The organism is Microbacterium sp. VKM Ac-2923 (genome assembly GCF_022815605.1).
GTDB lineage: Bacteria > Actinomycetota > Actinomycetes > Actinomycetales > Microbacteriaceae > Microbacterium.
Map to the genome: position 1 here is coordinate 87,128 of NZ_JALGRP010000008.1, position 14,699 is coordinate 101,826.

The 14,699-nt window shown below is 69.8% G+C and carries 12 protein-coding genes; 5 read left to right on the top strand and 7 right to left on the bottom strand.

Annotated elements, in window-relative coordinates; translation table 11 throughout:
* Positions 1–29 precede the first annotated feature (29 nt).
* Together MT347_RS13425 and MT347_RS13430 are read left to right on the top strand one after the other, a co-directional pair.
* Positions 30–2,318, top strand: a complete 2,289-nt coding sequence (locus tag MT347_RS13425) for an efflux RND transporter permease subunit (protein WP_243501702.1) — start codon at positions 30–32, stop codon at positions 2,316–2,318.
* Positions 2,315–2,893, top strand: a complete 579-nt coding sequence (locus MT347_RS13430; protein ID WP_243501703.1) for an isochorismatase family protein — start codon at positions 2,315–2,317, stop codon at positions 2,891–2,893. The genes MT347_RS13425 and MT347_RS13430 overlap by 4 nt, the downstream gene beginning before the upstream one ends.
* 73 nt (positions 2,894–2,966) lie before the next feature.
* Here MT347_RS13430 and MT347_RS13435 read toward each other — a convergent pair whose 3' ends face one another.
* Together MT347_RS13435 and MT347_RS13440 are read right to left on the bottom strand one after the other, a co-directional pair.
* The gene (locus MT347_RS13435; RefSeq protein WP_243501704.1) at positions 2,967–4,073 is read right to left on the bottom strand and encodes an ATP-binding protein; all 1,107 of its coding nucleotides are present in this window, start codon (positions 4,071–4,073) and stop codon (positions 2,967–2,969) included.
* A gap of 108 nt (positions 4,074–4,181) precedes the next feature.
* A complete protein-coding gene (locus MT347_RS13440) occupies positions 4,182–5,771 on the bottom strand; it encodes a molybdopterin-dependent oxidoreductase (protein WP_243501705.1) in 1,590 nt (529 codons plus the stop codon).
* A 229-nt stretch (positions 5,772–6,000) separates the two neighbouring features.
* Between MT347_RS13440 and MT347_RS13445 the strand changes: the two genes are divergently transcribed.
* Positions 6,001–6,699, top strand: coding sequence for a hypothetical protein (locus MT347_RS13445; RefSeq protein ID WP_243501706.1), 699 nt, complete (start codon positions 6,001–6,003; stop codon positions 6,697–6,699).
* A gap of 114 nt (positions 6,700–6,813) precedes the next feature.
* On the opposite strand, the gene MT347_RS13450 is transcribed toward MT347_RS13445, so the two are convergent.
* The 5 genes from MT347_RS13450 to MT347_RS13470 form a co-directional block, all read right to left on the bottom strand.
* Positions 6,814–7,656, bottom strand: a complete 843-nt coding sequence (locus MT347_RS13450) for a hypothetical protein (protein WP_243501707.1) — start codon at positions 7,654–7,656, stop codon at positions 6,814–6,816.
* A gap of 72 nt (positions 7,657–7,728) precedes the next feature.
* Positions 7,729–7,914, bottom strand: coding sequence for a hypothetical protein (locus tag MT347_RS13455; protein WP_243501708.1), 186 nt, complete (start codon positions 7,912–7,914; stop codon positions 7,729–7,731).
* A gap of 123 nt (positions 7,915–8,037) precedes the next feature.
* Positions 8,038–9,078, bottom strand: coding sequence for an aldo/keto reductase (locus tag MT347_RS13460; protein WP_243501709.1), 1,041 nt, complete (start codon positions 9,076–9,078; stop codon positions 8,038–8,040).
* A 91-nt stretch (positions 9,079–9,169) separates the two neighbouring features.
* The gene (locus MT347_RS13465) at positions 9,170–10,207 is read right to left on the bottom strand and encodes a methionine synthase (protein WP_243501710.1); all 1,038 of its coding nucleotides are present in this window, start codon (positions 10,205–10,207) and stop codon (positions 9,170–9,172) included.
* Positions 10,208–10,227: 20 nt separating this feature from the next.
* Positions 10,228–11,220 carry a putative oxygenase MesX gene (locus MT347_RS13470; RefSeq protein ID WP_243501713.1) on the bottom strand — a complete coding sequence of 331 codons (993 nt, stop codon included), beginning with the start codon at positions 11,218–11,220 and terminating at the stop codon, positions 10,228–10,230.
* A gap of 124 nt (positions 11,221–11,344) precedes the next feature.
* On the opposite strand from MT347_RS13470, the gene MT347_RS13475 reads away from it, so the two are divergent.
* A complete protein-coding gene (locus tag MT347_RS13475) occupies positions 11,345–12,286 on the top strand; it encodes a LysR family transcriptional regulator (protein WP_243501714.1) in 942 nt (313 codons plus the stop codon).
* Positions 12,287–12,442: 156 nt separating this feature from the next.
* Positions 12,443–14,698 (top strand): hypothetical protein, encoded by a 2,256-nt coding sequence (locus MT347_RS13480; protein ID WP_243501715.1) that lies wholly within the window; start codon positions 12,443–12,445, stop codon positions 14,696–14,698.
* Position 14,699 lies beyond the last annotated feature (1 nt).

Genomic DNA, 14,699 nt, shown 5'->3' on the forward strand with positions numbered 1-14,699 from the left:
CGGGGCATATAGCTAGATAAGCTAGCTATATGCCCGCTTCTCCCGATCTCGCCTCTCGCCGATTCCGCCGGTCCGCCGACGCCCCCCGCGTCTCTCGCTGGCTGCGCGTCGGCATCCCGAGTCTGCTGGTTCTGCTGTGGGTGGTGGGCGGCTCGGTGGGCGGTCCGTTCTTCGGCAAGGTCGACGAGGTCGCCACCAACGACCAGTCGTCGTTCCTGCCGCAGTCCGCCGACGCCACGCGGGTCAGCGAGCGGCTGACGGACTTCACCGGGGGTGACACCATCCCCGCGATCGTCGTCGCCGAGACGACGGACGGCAGCGCGATGAGCGACGCGCAGGTCACCGCCCTTCAGGCGTTGGCCGTGGACATCGCCGACATCGACGGGGTGGCGGGCGATACGTCGCCCCCGGTCATCTCCGACGATGGGATGGCCGCGCAGATCTTCGTTCCCATCGACAGCTCGGGTGAAGTGCGCGAGGTAGTCGAGAAGGTCCGGGAGGCGGTCTCCGGTGAACTTCCCGGCGGCGTCGAGGCGTGGGTCACCGGTCCCGCCGGATTCACCGCCGACCTCGTGAAAGGGTTCCTCGGCATCGACGGGCTGCTGCTGATCGTGGCCCTCGCGGCGGTCTTCGTCATCCTGATCGTCGTCTACCGCTCGCCGCTCCTGCCCATTCTCGTCTTGTTGACGTCGGTGTTCGCGTTGTGCGTTGCGCTGCTGACGGTGTGGTGGCTCGCGTTCGCGGGCATCGTCGTGCTGAACGGGCAGGTGCAGGGCATCCTTTTCATCCTCGTCATCGGCGCCGCCACCGACTACGCCCTCCTCTACGTCGCGCGATTCCGGGAGGCGATCGGAGAGGGCGAGAAGCGATGGGATGCCACGATCCGGGCGTGGAAAGGAGCCGTCGAGCCCATCCTCGCGTCGGGCGGAACCGTGATCGCGGGTCTGCTCTGCCTGCTGCTGTCCGACCTCGCGACCAACCGCGCTCTCGGCCCGATCGCGTCCATCGGGATCGCCTTCGCCGTCCTGTCGGCCCTCACCTTCCTCCCGGCCCTGCTCGCCCTGTTCGGGCGCGCGGCCTTCTGGCCGTTCCCCCCGAAGCCCGGCGCCGTGTCGCTGCCGGCCGATCTCACCGCACCCGCGAAGGGCCTCTGGCCGAGGCAGGCCCGCTTCGTCGCCCGCCGGGCTCGTCCGGTGTGGATCGTGTGCACCCTCGTGCTGCTGGCCGCGTGCGTCGGCGTCACACAGCTCCGGGCCGAGGGCGTACCCGCGAGCGACCTCGTGCTGGGCGCTTCGGAGGCGCGCGACGGGCAGGTCGCTCTGGCGGAGCACTTCCCGGGTGGGTCGGGCAGCCCGGCCTACGTGCTGGTGCCCGAGCACCGGGCCGCCGAGGCCGTCGATGTGCTCGAGCGTGCGGCGGGCATCGACAGCATCGCCGTGCTGTCGTCCGGCGCCCCGGGCGGCCAGGCACTCGTCACCGCGGCAGACGGCACACTGCAGACCACGGCGTTCGGCCCGCCCGGCACCCCCGCGCCCGCGCCGACCGTGTCCGACGGTGACGTGCTGCTCGCTGCGACTCTCGCCGACACCGCCGACTCCACGGCGGCCGACGACACCGTCCGCGGGGTCCGGGCGACCCTCACCGCAGAACTCGGCGAGGGAACCGCGATCGTGGGCGGAGTCACGGCGACCGACGTCGACTCGATCGACACCTCCATCCGCGACCGAACGCTCATCATCCCGATCGTGCTCGTCGTCATCCTGCTGATCCTCATGGCGCTGCTGCGCTCGGTCGTCGCCCCGTTCATCCTCATCGGCACGGTCATCGTGTCGTTCGGGGCAGCCCTCGGGGTGAGCGCGCTGGTGTTCGACGGCGTCTTCGGCTTCCCCGGCGCCGACCCCTCGGTTCCGCTGTACGGCTTCGTCTTCCTGGTCGCGCTCGGGGTCGACTACAACATCTTCCTCATGTCGCGCGTGCGCGAGGAGTCGCTTGCGCACGGCACTCGTCCCGGCATCCTGCGCGGTCTCGTCGCCACCGGAGGTGTCATCACCTCGGCCGGACTGGTGCTGGCGGCGACGTTCGCCGCGCTCGGCGTGATTCCGATCCTGTTCCTCGCCCAGATCGCGTTCATCGTGGCCTTCGGCGTCCTGCTCGACACGTTCGTCGTGCGTTCGCTGCTCGTGCCGGCCCTGGCGTACGACCTGGGGCGTGTGATCTGGTGGCCGTCGAAGCTCGGCCGCCGGGATGCGACCGTACCGGTGCAGGACGTCCCCGGCCAGGGACGACGCCGGCGAAGCGCGCGTAGGCTCGACGCATGACCCGCGCCCTGTTCATCGTCGACGTGCAGAACGACTTCACGGAACGTGGGGCGCTCGGCGTGGTGGGCGGTGACGAGGTCGCCGAGCGTATCTCGCACTATCTCGACGCCCGCGCCGGTGAGTACGCGGTCGTCGTCGCCTCCCGGGACTGGCACCACGGCGAGGATGACAACGGCGGGCACTTCTCCGCCACGCCCGATTTCGTCGACACCTGGCCGGTGCACTGCGTAGGCGGCACCTACGGTGCTGCCTACGACGAGGTGTTCGACACCGCGCGCGTCACCCACCACCTGAAGAAGGGGCAGGGCAAGCCCGCCTACTCCCTCTTCGAGGGCGTGTCCGATGACGGTGAGACCGCCGCGGGCATCCTCGACGCGCACGGTATCCGCGACATCGACGTCGTCGGTATCGCCACCGATTACTGCGTCCGTGCGTCGGCCCTCGATGCGCTCGCGGCGGGGCGCCGCGTGCGCGTCCTCACCGATCTGATCGCGGGAGTGCACCCGGTCTCGAGCGACGCCGCGCTGACCGAGATCGCCGCGGCGGGGGCCGAACTCACCGTGTCAGGGGCCTGAGCCGGATCGTCGCTCTGCGCGGCATCCGCGAGGCGTCGAGCGTGGTGCGATGCGAACGGGTCAGCTCACCGGGTCAGCACGACGACGAATCGTCTTTTCGGGGGATCGTGATCGTCACCGTCGTCCCCGCGCCGGGGGTGCTGACGATGCGCAGGATGCCTCCGTGCTCGCCGATGATGCGCTGCGCCTCCGCCAGCCCGACTCCCTGACCACCCTCTGCGGCATCCGCCAGACGCCCTCGGAGACCATCGTGCGTGATGGTGGCGAGGTCGTCGGGATGGATGCCGCGCCCGCGATCGCGCACGCGGATGGCCGCGCCCTCGTCGGTTTCGTAGACCCCCACCTCGATGATGTCGTCGGAGTACTTGGCGGCGTTTTCGAGGACATTGGCGATGGCGCGACGCAACCGGGGCACGTCAGCGCAGATGGGAACGGCATCCATCTGCCCGAACGAGACGCGGCCGGGGGAGTCGCCCGGGAGCACGAGAGCCACCGAAGCGCGCGCCACGGTGTCGAGCGTCGCGTGTTGTCGGCCCCGCTGCGCGTGGGTGTCGGCGTTCCCGGTGAGCGACGCTGCCAGTGCGAGGATGCGGTCGCCGGCCTCCGACGCAAGCTGCAGCAGGCGGTGGTCGGCGCCGAGCTCCTCGCCGAGGAGGTCGAGGTGACGACGCAGGGCCGATGCGGGCGACTGGAGGTCTCGGGCGAAGACGCGTCGAGCGGTGGCGCGATCGTCGGCCGCCTGTTTCTCGCTCGTCAGGTCGCGCACGATCTTGACGAACCCGAGTACTTGACCCTGGTCGTTGCGGATCGCCGATATCGTCACTCGTGCCCAGAACTCGCTGCCGTCGTTGCGGACGCGCCAGCCGGTGTCCTCGACGTGCCCGTCGCGTTGAGCGGCGGCGAGCAGCTGATCGGGCACACCTCGCCGACGCGCATCCTCGCGGTAGAACCGCGAGAAGTGCGAGCCGATGATCTCCTCTTCGGTGTACCCCTTGATGCGCTCGGCACCGAGATTCCACCCGCGGACGAAGCCGCCGCTGTCGAGCTTCACGATCGCGAACAGGTCTACCTGCTCGTCCCAGTCCCGTGGGATCGAGCGACGGATGCTGGTCAGGACGTGCGAGGCCCGGTCAGCCGGACCCGAGGGTGGCTGCGCGGGTGGACCGGGAACGGCGCTCACGCGCGCGCGACGGAGAGGCGGGCGGAAGGCATACCGTGATCATCCACTAGCAGACCGGCGCGGGAACAGAGATTGACATCCCGACGCCGGACAGGCTGCCGTCCCCGGCTACGACGACACGGTGACGAGGGTGCGCTGCCAGCCGCTCGAGCCGTCGGGAGCGATCGGGGCCTGATCCTGGACCTGCAGGTTGCCGTCCTTATCGGTCGCGCGCACCGCGATGTAGTGCGAACCCGGCTCGGCGTTCCAGTCCAGCTTCCACTGCACCCACGACTGGTCGTTGATGGGGGTCGAGAGCTGGGTCTCCTGCCAGTCGCCGTCGTCGATGCTGACCTCGACCTTCTGCACCCCGACCGGCTGCGCCCACGCCATGCCGGCGATGGCGACCGAGCCTGCCGCGATGGGCGTTCCGATCTTGGGGGTGTCCACGCGAGACGACATCTTGATCGGAGCCTCGGCCGCGTACCCGCGGGGGGTCCAGTACGCCTGGTCTTTGTCGAAGCGGGTCACGGTGAGCTTGGTCACCCATTTCGTCGCGGAGACGTAGCCGTACAGGCCCGGTACGACCATGCGCACGGGGAATCCGTGCTCGAACGGCAGGGGTTCCCCGTTCATGGCCACGGCGAAGATGGCATCCAGGTTGTCATCGGTGAGCGACGACAGGGGAGTGGATGCCGTGTAGCCGTCCACGCTCTCCGAGAGCACCATGTCGGCGTCGCCCTGCACGCCCGCCATGCGCAGGACATCGCGGATGGGGATGCCGGTCCAGATGGCGTTTCCGACGAGACCGCCGCCGACCTCGTTCGAGACGCAGGTGAGGGTGACACCGTACTCGTCGAGGCCCATGCCGACGAGGTCGTCGAAGCTGAGCTCGATCGGGGTGTCCACCATGCCCTCGATCGACAGACGCCACGTGGTCGGGTCGACGTTCGGCACCGTCAGGGCGGTGTCGACGCGATAGAAATCGTCGTTGGGCGTGATGATCGGGGTCAGACCGTCGATCTCCCAGTTCGCGCCCTCGGGAACGGTGACGGTCGAGCGGGCGGCGGGCAGCCGGAGGGCGTCGCGCGCGGCGGCGACAGAGGCGGTCGTCGCGTTCAGCACGCGTGCGCCGATGCCGACGACGACGGCCCCGACGGCCGTGATGCCGGTGAAGAGAAGGAACTGACGGCGGTTGGCACCGGCGGTCTGCGCGTCACGTCCGCCTGCCGCGGCGACCCAGCGCCGCAGCCGCGCGATGCTCAGCAGAAGCACGGCGATCCCGACCGCGGTTCCCAGCAGCGGCGGGAGCCAGGCGAGGGCACCGGCGCCCGCGCGGGTGAGGATGGCGGCCGTGGCGAGGATGCCACCGATGCCGAGGAGCACGGCCCCGACGAAGCGGAACCGGTACTCCAGCGCGCCGGCGATCGCGGCGGCCACGACGGCGCCCAGCCCCACGCCGGCGAGAAGGGCGATCTTGTCGGTCTCGCCGAAGAGCGTGATCGCCAGCTCTTTCAGGGGGCGCGGGACGATGTCGACGATGAACGAGCCGACCGCGAGGACGGGGCTCGCCGAGCGCGCGACCAGAGCGGCGAACACCTCGGCCACCGCCAGCAGTGCCGCTGCGGACACCACGCCGGACAGCGCCGCCCAGATCCACGCGTGGGGACGACGGACCTTCGTCGTCCCGTCGGCCTTCGCCGCGATGTCGGTGGTCATGGCATCCCTCGTTTCCGCGGGTCGCGCGTACACGACATCGCCTCACATGATCTTCGGAGCGGACGATGAAACGGATGCCGTTCGGCGACGTCGGCGCTCCGCGGGGAGAGGCGAAAGCGCTGACTCCCGAGCCCGTGGATCGGGTGGGACCTGCTCGCTCGTCGCTACGATGTGAGTCACCCCGCCGGCGCGGCATCCACCGCCCGCTCGCTCGAGAGGAGCCGACCGCGTGGACGACTTCGCCCGCTGGTCGGCGGCGCTGCTGACGATGGTCGGACTCGGGCTCTCCCTCGGACTGAACCCGGCGCTGTACGGCGCGACGGCGGACATGCTCGCCCAGAACACCCGGGTCGCCCCTCGCATGGCGTGGATGGTCGCGGGTCTCGCCGTCGGGGCCACGGTCCTCTACCTGGTGCTGCAGAGCTTCGATCCCACCGAGTTCGTCGCGGCGGCGGAACGGCAGACGACCGCCGCCGTGTTGGACCGCACGGTCGACCTCGTGGCCGGAGCGGTCTTCCTCGCCGGTGCCGCCGCGATGACGGCGTGGAAGCTCCGCACGCCCGTGCGCCGGGCGCACGTCACGCCGGTCGCTCCGCGCGCGCACGCCTGGAGCTACGCCCTGCTGGGGGCGAGCTGCTCCGTCGTCGGTTTCACGACGCTGCCGATCATGTACATGACCGGGCGGGTGGCCGACGGGGTGAGCGACCATCCGCTGCTGCGGTGGCTCGCCTACGCGGTGTTCCTCGTCGCGCTCGCCGCGCCGTTCGTGCTGCTGGCCACCGCATGGACTCGGTTTCCCGCGACCGCCGCGCGTGTGAACCGCGTCTATACGCGCGTGATCGACACGGACCACCGCGGCGTGTACGTGGTCGTCCTCGGGGTCGCGGGCGTCGCGTGCATCGTCCTGGGCCTGTGGCCCGGACGCTGAGCCGCGTCCTCCGACCACTGTGGCCGGGACGCCGAAGTGCGTTTTTCGCCCGCTGCGGCCTGGACGTTGAGCCGCGTCTTGCGCCCGCTGTGGCCCGGACGCTGAGCCGCGTCCTCAGCCCAGGAAGCTGACGGGCAGGGCTGCGAACGGCAGTCCCGACCCGGCGATGGCCCCGGTGATCGCCGCGTGGTGCTGAGCGGGTGCGGTCACCTGGACCTTGTCGACGCCGTCGACCGGCGTCCCCGATCCCCCGGCGAAGAAGCCGGTGACCTGGTATCGGTCGGTGAGGGTGGTCAGGAGTGTGCGGGTCGCCGCACCCGCGCCAGCCTCGACGTCGACGATGAGCAGCGACGAACCGACCTCGACGACCGCGTCGGGGTCGATGCCGGCGGCGCTGCGCAGGTCGTCGGCCCTGTCGACGAGGGGCAGCACGTCGGCGAAGTCGGGGGACGGTTCCTCCATCGAGGAGAGGACGAGACGACCCCCCTCCCCGATCGAGGCGGAGATCCGGATGCCGGGGACCAGGCGGTCCAGTCCCTGCACGACGGCGCCGGGATCGAGGCCGAAGTCGGGGCAGCCGCGCGTCGCGTCAGCGTGGAGCCACACCCCGGTTCCCGCTGCGGTGTCGACATCGAGATTCCAGGACACGGCCTCGGGATAGGCCGTGGAGCATGCGGTCTTCAGGACGGCGGGCAGCGCTTCGGCTTCGGCGGAGACCCGCACCGAGGACGAGGGCACGGAGAACGTGGGGGCCTCCACCCATCGCTGCGCATCGACCGCGCGGACGCCGGGCACCGCGGCGACATCCGAGCGGAGCGCGTCGAGCTCGGCGCTCGGCCTGTCGAACCTCGTCTCGTCGGCGAGGAACCCGTACATCATGACCGCCCCGCCTCCCACGAGGATGACGGCCAGGACGCCGAGGACGGTCCCGACGCGTCGACGAGTTCTCCACGGCACCTGACTCCCCCTCGCTTCCTCAGGGGTGACCGTAGCGTGCTCTCGTGAACGCGTCGGGAACGTCCGACGACCTCAGCGCGTGCTGCGCTGCTTCAGCATCTTGGCCGTGACCTTGCGACGGATCTTCTGCACCTTCGGGTCCTTCCACACGCGGTAGGCCACGGTCCCCGCTGCGGCTGCCCGACCGATGGCCGTCCGTGCGAGTACGGCTCCCGCAAGTCCCACAGCCCCGGTTCCGATCCAGCGGGCGACTCCCATGGTGATTCCTCTCGTCGAATGAGTGCTCTCAGCCAAGGCGATGGGGGAGGGGATCGACGGGTGCTTGCATGTGGTGGTCGGGTGTGCTGAGGCACCGCCCCCTGCGGAGACGGGGTGCGGAGCTCAGGCGATCCGCTCGCCCACGGGGGCGGCGAACCCATCGAGCGCGGTGATCACGTCATCCGTCAGCGCGGTCGTGCTGGCGGCGACCGCATCGTCGATCTGACTCGTGCGGGAGGCCCCGATGATCGCGGTGGTGACCACCGGGTCGCGCAGCACCCACGCGACGGCGAGCTGCGGAATCGAGAGTCCCGCCTCCCGCGCGATCCCGTCGATCCCACGGATGCGCTCCAGGTAGTCGTCGGTGAGCGCCGAGGCGTCGAGGAAGCGACTGTCGGCGGCGCGGGAGTCGGCGGGCACCGACCCGTCGAGGTACTTGGCCGTCAGGAGCCCCTGCGCGAGCGGCGAGAACACGGCACTGCCGACGGCGAGTTCGCGCAGGACCGGGAACAGCTCGGCCTCGGGCGTGCGGTCGAAGAGCGAGTACCGCGGCTGGTGCACGAAGAGGCGCACACCGTCGGCGGCGAGCAGCTCGTGAGCGCGGCGGGTGAGGTCGGCGGGGTAGTTCGAGATCCCGACGTAGAGGGCCTTTCCGCTGCGGACGATGTCGGCCAGGGCGTGCACGGTTTCTTCGATCGGCGTGTCGGGGTCGACGCGGTGGGAGTAGAAGACGTCGACGTAGTCGGTGCGCATGCGGGTGAGGCTCTGCTCGAGCGAGCGCATCAGGTACTTGCGCGATCCGCCGTCACCGTAGGGGCCCGGCCACATGTCGTAGCCGGCCTTGGTCGAGAGGAACAGCTCGTCGCGGTACCGGCGCAGGTCGGTGTCGAGCACCGTCCCGAAGGTGGTCTCGGCCGCACCGTACGGGGGGCCGTAGTTGTTGGCGAGATCGATGTGCACCACACCCCGATCGAACGCGTGCCGCAGGATCTCGCGCTGCGTGTCGAGCGGTCGCGCCGTGCCGAAGTTCTGCCACAGCCCGAGTGAGATGCGGGGGAGGGGGATGCCGCTCGAGCCTGCGCGCAGGAAGGGGACATCGTCGTAGCGGGTGGCGGCGGCCTCGAAGGGCGAGGTCAGGCGGGGGTCATCGGCAGCGATGGGCATGAACCGACTCTGCCACGGCATCCGTGGTGCGCGTGACACCCGGAGAGGCGCGCACTCGGATGCCGTGGCATTCGCTGTCGTGGGCCAGGCGTCAGGACGCGCCGCCCACCAGTTCCTCGCGCAGCAGGCGCGCGCCTGCGGAGAGGGCGCTGATCTTGTCGTACGCGACGTGACGCGGCAGCGGCGCCATGCCGCAGTTGGAGCTGGGAACGAGCTTGTCGGCGTCGACGAACCGCAGCGCGCGGCGCAGGGTGTCGGCGACCTCCTGCGGCGTCTCGATCCGCTCGCTGGCGACGTCGAGCGCCCCGAGCATGACCTTCTTGCCGCGGATCAACTCGATGAGGTCGATCGGCACGTGGGAGTGGTGGCTTTCGAGCGAGACGGTGTCGAGGGTGGACTGCTGCAGCAGGGGGAAGGACTCCTCGTACTGTCGCCACTCCGACCCCAGGGTGGCCTTCCAATCGGTGTTCGCCTTGATGCCGTAGCCGTAGCAGATGTGCACGACCGTCTCGGCGCGCAGACCCTCGGCCGCGCGTTCGAGGGCGGCGATACCCCAGTCCTTCATCTCGTCGAAGAACACGTTGAACGCGGGCTCGTCGAACTGGATGATGTCGACCCCGGCGGCCTCGAGTTCACGGGCCTCCTGGTTCAGGATCGTCGCGAACTCCCACGCCAGCTTCTCGCGGCTGCGGTAGTGGCGATCGGCGAGCGTGTCGATCATCGTCATCGGACCGGGCAGGGCCCACTTGATGAGCCGATCGGTCTGTGCGCGGAGGAACGCGGCATCCTCGACGAAGACGGGCTGCCGCCGACTGACCTCGCCCACGACGGTCGGCACACTGGCGTCGTAGCGGTCGCGGATGCGAACCGTCTCGCGGTTCTCGAAGTCGACGCCGTCGAGGTGCTCGATGAACGTGGTGACGAAGTGCTGGCGGGTCTGCTCGCCGTCGCTGATGATGTCGAGGCCACGGCGCTCCTGCTCCTGCACCGCGGCGCGCAGAGCGTCGTGCTTGCCCTCCACGAGGACGTCGCCCTCGAGTTCCCAGGGCGACCACAGCACCTCGGGCTTGGCGAGCCACGCGGGCTTGGGGAGGCTTCCGACGGTGGCGGTGGGCAGCAGCGTGGACACGGCGGTCGATCCTTCGCGGGTCATCGGGTGGCGAGCGAGTAGTCGGCGGCCCACTGGTCGAGGATGCGTCGGTGCGGCTTCACGAAGTGCTCCTCGGCGTAGCGTCCTTGCACGACCGCGAGCTGGCTGCGCTCTGCCCGGTCGTAGGTCACCTCGGTCGGCTCGAAGTCCGCTGCTTCGAGGCTGGGACGGTAGACGTCGCCGGCGGGGGTGCGGGCGTTGTAGATCTCGGGGCGGTAGATCTTCTGGAAGGTCTCCATGGTGCTGACCGTGCCCGTCAGCTGCAGGTCGGAGTAGTCGGCCAGGAGGTCACCGCGGAAGTAGAACGCCAGCGGCGCGACGCTGCCGCGCGGCATGAAGTAGCGCACCTGCAGCCCCATCTTGCCGAAGTACTCGTCGGTCAGCGACGAGCTGGTGTCCTGTGCGTACTCGACGCCCAGGACGGGGTGCACGACGCCGGTGCGGCGGTAGGTGCGGCTGGTCGAGACGCTGATGCAGATGACGGGCGCGAGGGGGAAGCGTTCGCGGTACGCGGCCGAGTCGAGGAAATGCGAGAACAGCTTGCCGTGCAGGTCGCCGAAGTCGTCGGGCACCGTGAAGCCGCCGGCGGCCGCCTGTGCGGCGGGCAGCACCACGCTGAAGTCGTAGTCGCGCAGGTACGACGAGAAGTTATTACCGACGATCCCCTGATGGCGCTCGCCGGTGAGGGTGTCGACGATGTGCACGTCGAGGACCTCGATGACGGGGAACTCCTCGTCGGCGCCGTCGGAGAATTGCAGCTGGACCGAGATGATGTCGAGCTCGACGCGGTAGCGATCGCCGCCCTGGTCGTCGCCCGGCGCGAGGTCGTTGAAGCGGCGGTCGATCATCGTGAGCGCATTGCGCAGGTTCTGCTGCCGGTCGGCGCCGCGCGCGAGGTTGGCGAAGTTCGTCGTGACGCGCGAGCCCTCGGCGGGCGCGTAGTCCTCGTCGAAACGGGTGGTGGTGATGCTGAACGTGATGTCGTTCGCCATGGGATGCCAATCCGGGAGCGGGAAGACCGGTGACGGCCTCGGGTGAGTCGGTGCCCTCATCGTGCCGGGCGGCGGAGGTCATCGGGTAATTCCGCGTTGCTATGCCCTGCTATAGCCTCGACCTATGCCCAAGCGGTCCGGCGGTTTCACGCTGCAGCAGCTCCAGTACTTCATCGAGGTGGCCGCCGAAGGATCGATCAGCGCAGCGGCCGACCTGCTGTACGTCGCCCAGCCGACCATGTCGGCGGCGATGCGCGATCTCGAGGCCCGCGTGGGGCGAGACCTGCTCACCCGTTCCGCTCGCGGGGTGACGCTCACCGGCGACGGCGTCGAGTTCCTGGGCTACGCCCGTCAGGTGGTCGAGCAGGCGGAGCTCCTGGAGCAGCGCTACCTCGGCCGCCCGCCGTCGCGGCGCCTCCTCGGCGTCTCGGCGCAGCATTACTCCTTCGTCGTCGACGCCTTCGTGCGCATGGTGAAGGCGTCGGATGCCGCGGAGTACGAGTTCTCGCTCCGCGAGACGCGGACGTTCGACATCATCGAGGATGTCCGCACGCTGCGCAGCGAAATCGGCATCCTGTTCCGCAACGACTTCAACCGCAACGTGCTCGATAAGCTGCTGCGCGATTCGGGGCTGGGGTTCCATCCGCTCTTCCTCGCCGAACCGCACATCTTCGTCTCTCGACGGAACCCCCTAGCGTCCCGCGCCCGCGCGACCCTCGACGACCTCGTCGACCTGCCCCGACTCACCTTCGACCAGGGCGCCAATAACTCCTTCTATTTCGCGGAGGAGATCCTCTCGACCTTGTCGAGCAAGCAGGAGATCCGCGTGTCGGATCGCGCGACGATCTTCAACCTCATGATCGGCCTCGACGGCTACACCATCTCCACGGGAATCATCAGCGACGACCTCGACCCCGAGATCGTCGCCGTCCCCCTCGACGTCGACGAGCAGATCGAGATCGGCTGGATCGGTCGCACCGCGATCCCCCTCACCGAGCAGGCGCAGCGTTACCTGGGCGAGGTGCGCACCGTGGTCGCGGGCTTCGGGGTGGCGCTGCTCGGCTGAGGACCGGGACGGTGCGTGCGGTCGGCGTCATGGGGGCGTGACCGTGTCGGAACGGTCCGCATGATGCGGTCATCCTTTGTTCACGCTAACATCGGGCAACCCTCACCGCGGACGGTCCGATGCCCGCGGGCGAGGCATCCCTCTCGAAGGACGACGATGCGACGCTCAGCTCTGATCTCCACCGCCCTCGCCAGCCTGCTCATTCTGCCTACCCTGCTCATCGGGCAGCCGGCAGTCGCGGCTCCCGTGTCGACTCCCGCCGTCGACGCACCCGCGCCCGATCGACCCCAGGCGACGACCGAATCCGAGCCCACCCTCGTCGAACCTGAGGCGGAGGCGACCACCCGTGAGGCAGCGCGCGCACTCGCCGCCGACTTCGTGGACGTCGACATTCCGAGCCGCGCCGAGATCCGCACACACCGCGTGACGATCGCGCTGGTCGCCCCACAGGGCACCATCCCCGGCGGGTTCAGCACCGCCGACGCCGTTCGCTCGCTCCAGTTGGTGGACGGATTCTACGACCGCGAGACCGGCGGCGCGATCCGCTTCGAATTGGAGCGGGTCATCGACTGGCAGGCGGTCGACGAGCCGATCGGGTGCACGAACACAGGCGGGCTGCATGACTGGGTGTCTCGGAAGACCGGTTGGACTCCGGGCCCCGGCAAGCACCTCGTGGTCATGGTCCCCGGGGGAGACCCGTGTCCGGGCTGGGCCAACGGCGAGCAGCCCGGCGACCCGGACGACGGAGGGCGCACGTTCCAGCCGGGACCCGACGCCTACCTCCTCGCGCACGAGCTGGGCCACAACCTCTCCCTGCCGCACGCGTTCAGCGTGCAGTGCGGCACGACCCGCGATTACCCCGCCACCCCCCTTCCCGCGGACTGCCGACGCGAGGAGTACGGCAACCGCACCGACGTGATGGGCGATTCGTGGGCGTTCCTCCCGTTGTCGGCACCGACCCTGGCGCGGTTGGGGACCCTTCCGAACACCCGTCAGCCCGTCTGCGGCGCTCCGCGCACGGCCGTGCTCGACACGCTCGGAGCCGGCCCAGCGGGGCAGCGCGCCCTGACCTGGACCGACCCGCAGGACTCGTCACTGCGCTACTGGCTGCAGTACAGCGACCGCGCTGACGTCACCTCCGACGGGGGCGCCTACCGAAGCCCCTGGGCGGTCGCCCGCACCGTCTCGGGTGTACAGGTGCTCCGCTCCAACCCCGATCAGCCGTATGGCGGAGATCTGCTGGAGCGCCCCGGCGACCCCAGTGAGGCGAACGAATTCGTCGTCGCGGGCGAAACGGCGACGCTGAACTCCGGCATGTCCGTGCGTGTTGACCGTATCGACGCTGCCACCCGTCGTGCCACGGTCACCGTGACGGTGCCCTGCACCGAGTACGTCGGAAACATTGCGCCACTCGGTTCGGCGGTCTCCGCTTCCTACGCCTCCCCATGGACGGCCGCCGAGTCGGCAGTCGACGACAACACGGGATCGACGTGGGGGACCTGGCCGAGAGTGGGGGAGCAGTCACTCGAGTTGCGCTGGCCGGCAGACGTGACCGTCAGCAGTGCATCCGTGCTCTTCGCCGCTGACGCGGCCGACGCGGACGGGCGCGGGTTGATCCCCGCCCGCTCGTGGAGAGTGGAGCACCTCATCGACGGGTCCTGGGTGCCCGTCACCGGCGCGGTGCCGGCAACGCCGGGTCGCGAACGCGACACGCTCAACACCGTGACCTTCGCTCCCGTGGTCACGACCGCCCTGCGCCTGACCTTCACGGCCTGGGGCGCGAACGAGTACGGAGGATCGACAGGGGTCGCCGAGGTCGCCGTTGGCGCCGTCACCCCGGCCGCGTCCCTCGAGGTCCGCGGCACGGCGCAGTCCGTTCCCACCGCCACCGTGAAGGATCTCGGTCAGTCGGTCGTGGTCCGCGACGCGCGGGGCGGCGGTCTCTCCGGTCGATCGGTCGTCTTCACGATCACGGGGCCGGCGACCTTCGAGACGGGCGGGACGACTGCCACCGTCGCCTCCGGAGCCGACGGCGCCGCAGCGGTGCCGCGTGTTCGCACCGGAGGTGCGGCAGGCACGGTGACGATCATCGCCCGCTCCGCCGCGATTACCGCCGAGCTGCCGCGCACCACGGTCGCTGTCGGCGCCTCCGTCACGGCGAAGGCCACGACACGTATCGCCGCAGGCAAGGTGGTGCTCACGGTCTCCGCGACGAACACCGGAACCACGCCGGCCGACCTCAGTGTCGTCACACCCTACGGCAGTGCCTCCGCGCCGCAGGTTCTGCCGGGGAAGACCGTCTCGAAAGCCTTCTCCACGGGGAAGTCCTCCATTCCGGCGGGTACGGCTCAGGTGACAGCCGTCGCGGGAGGATCCCGTGTCACCGTGCCCGCGCCCTATCCGCGCACCTGAT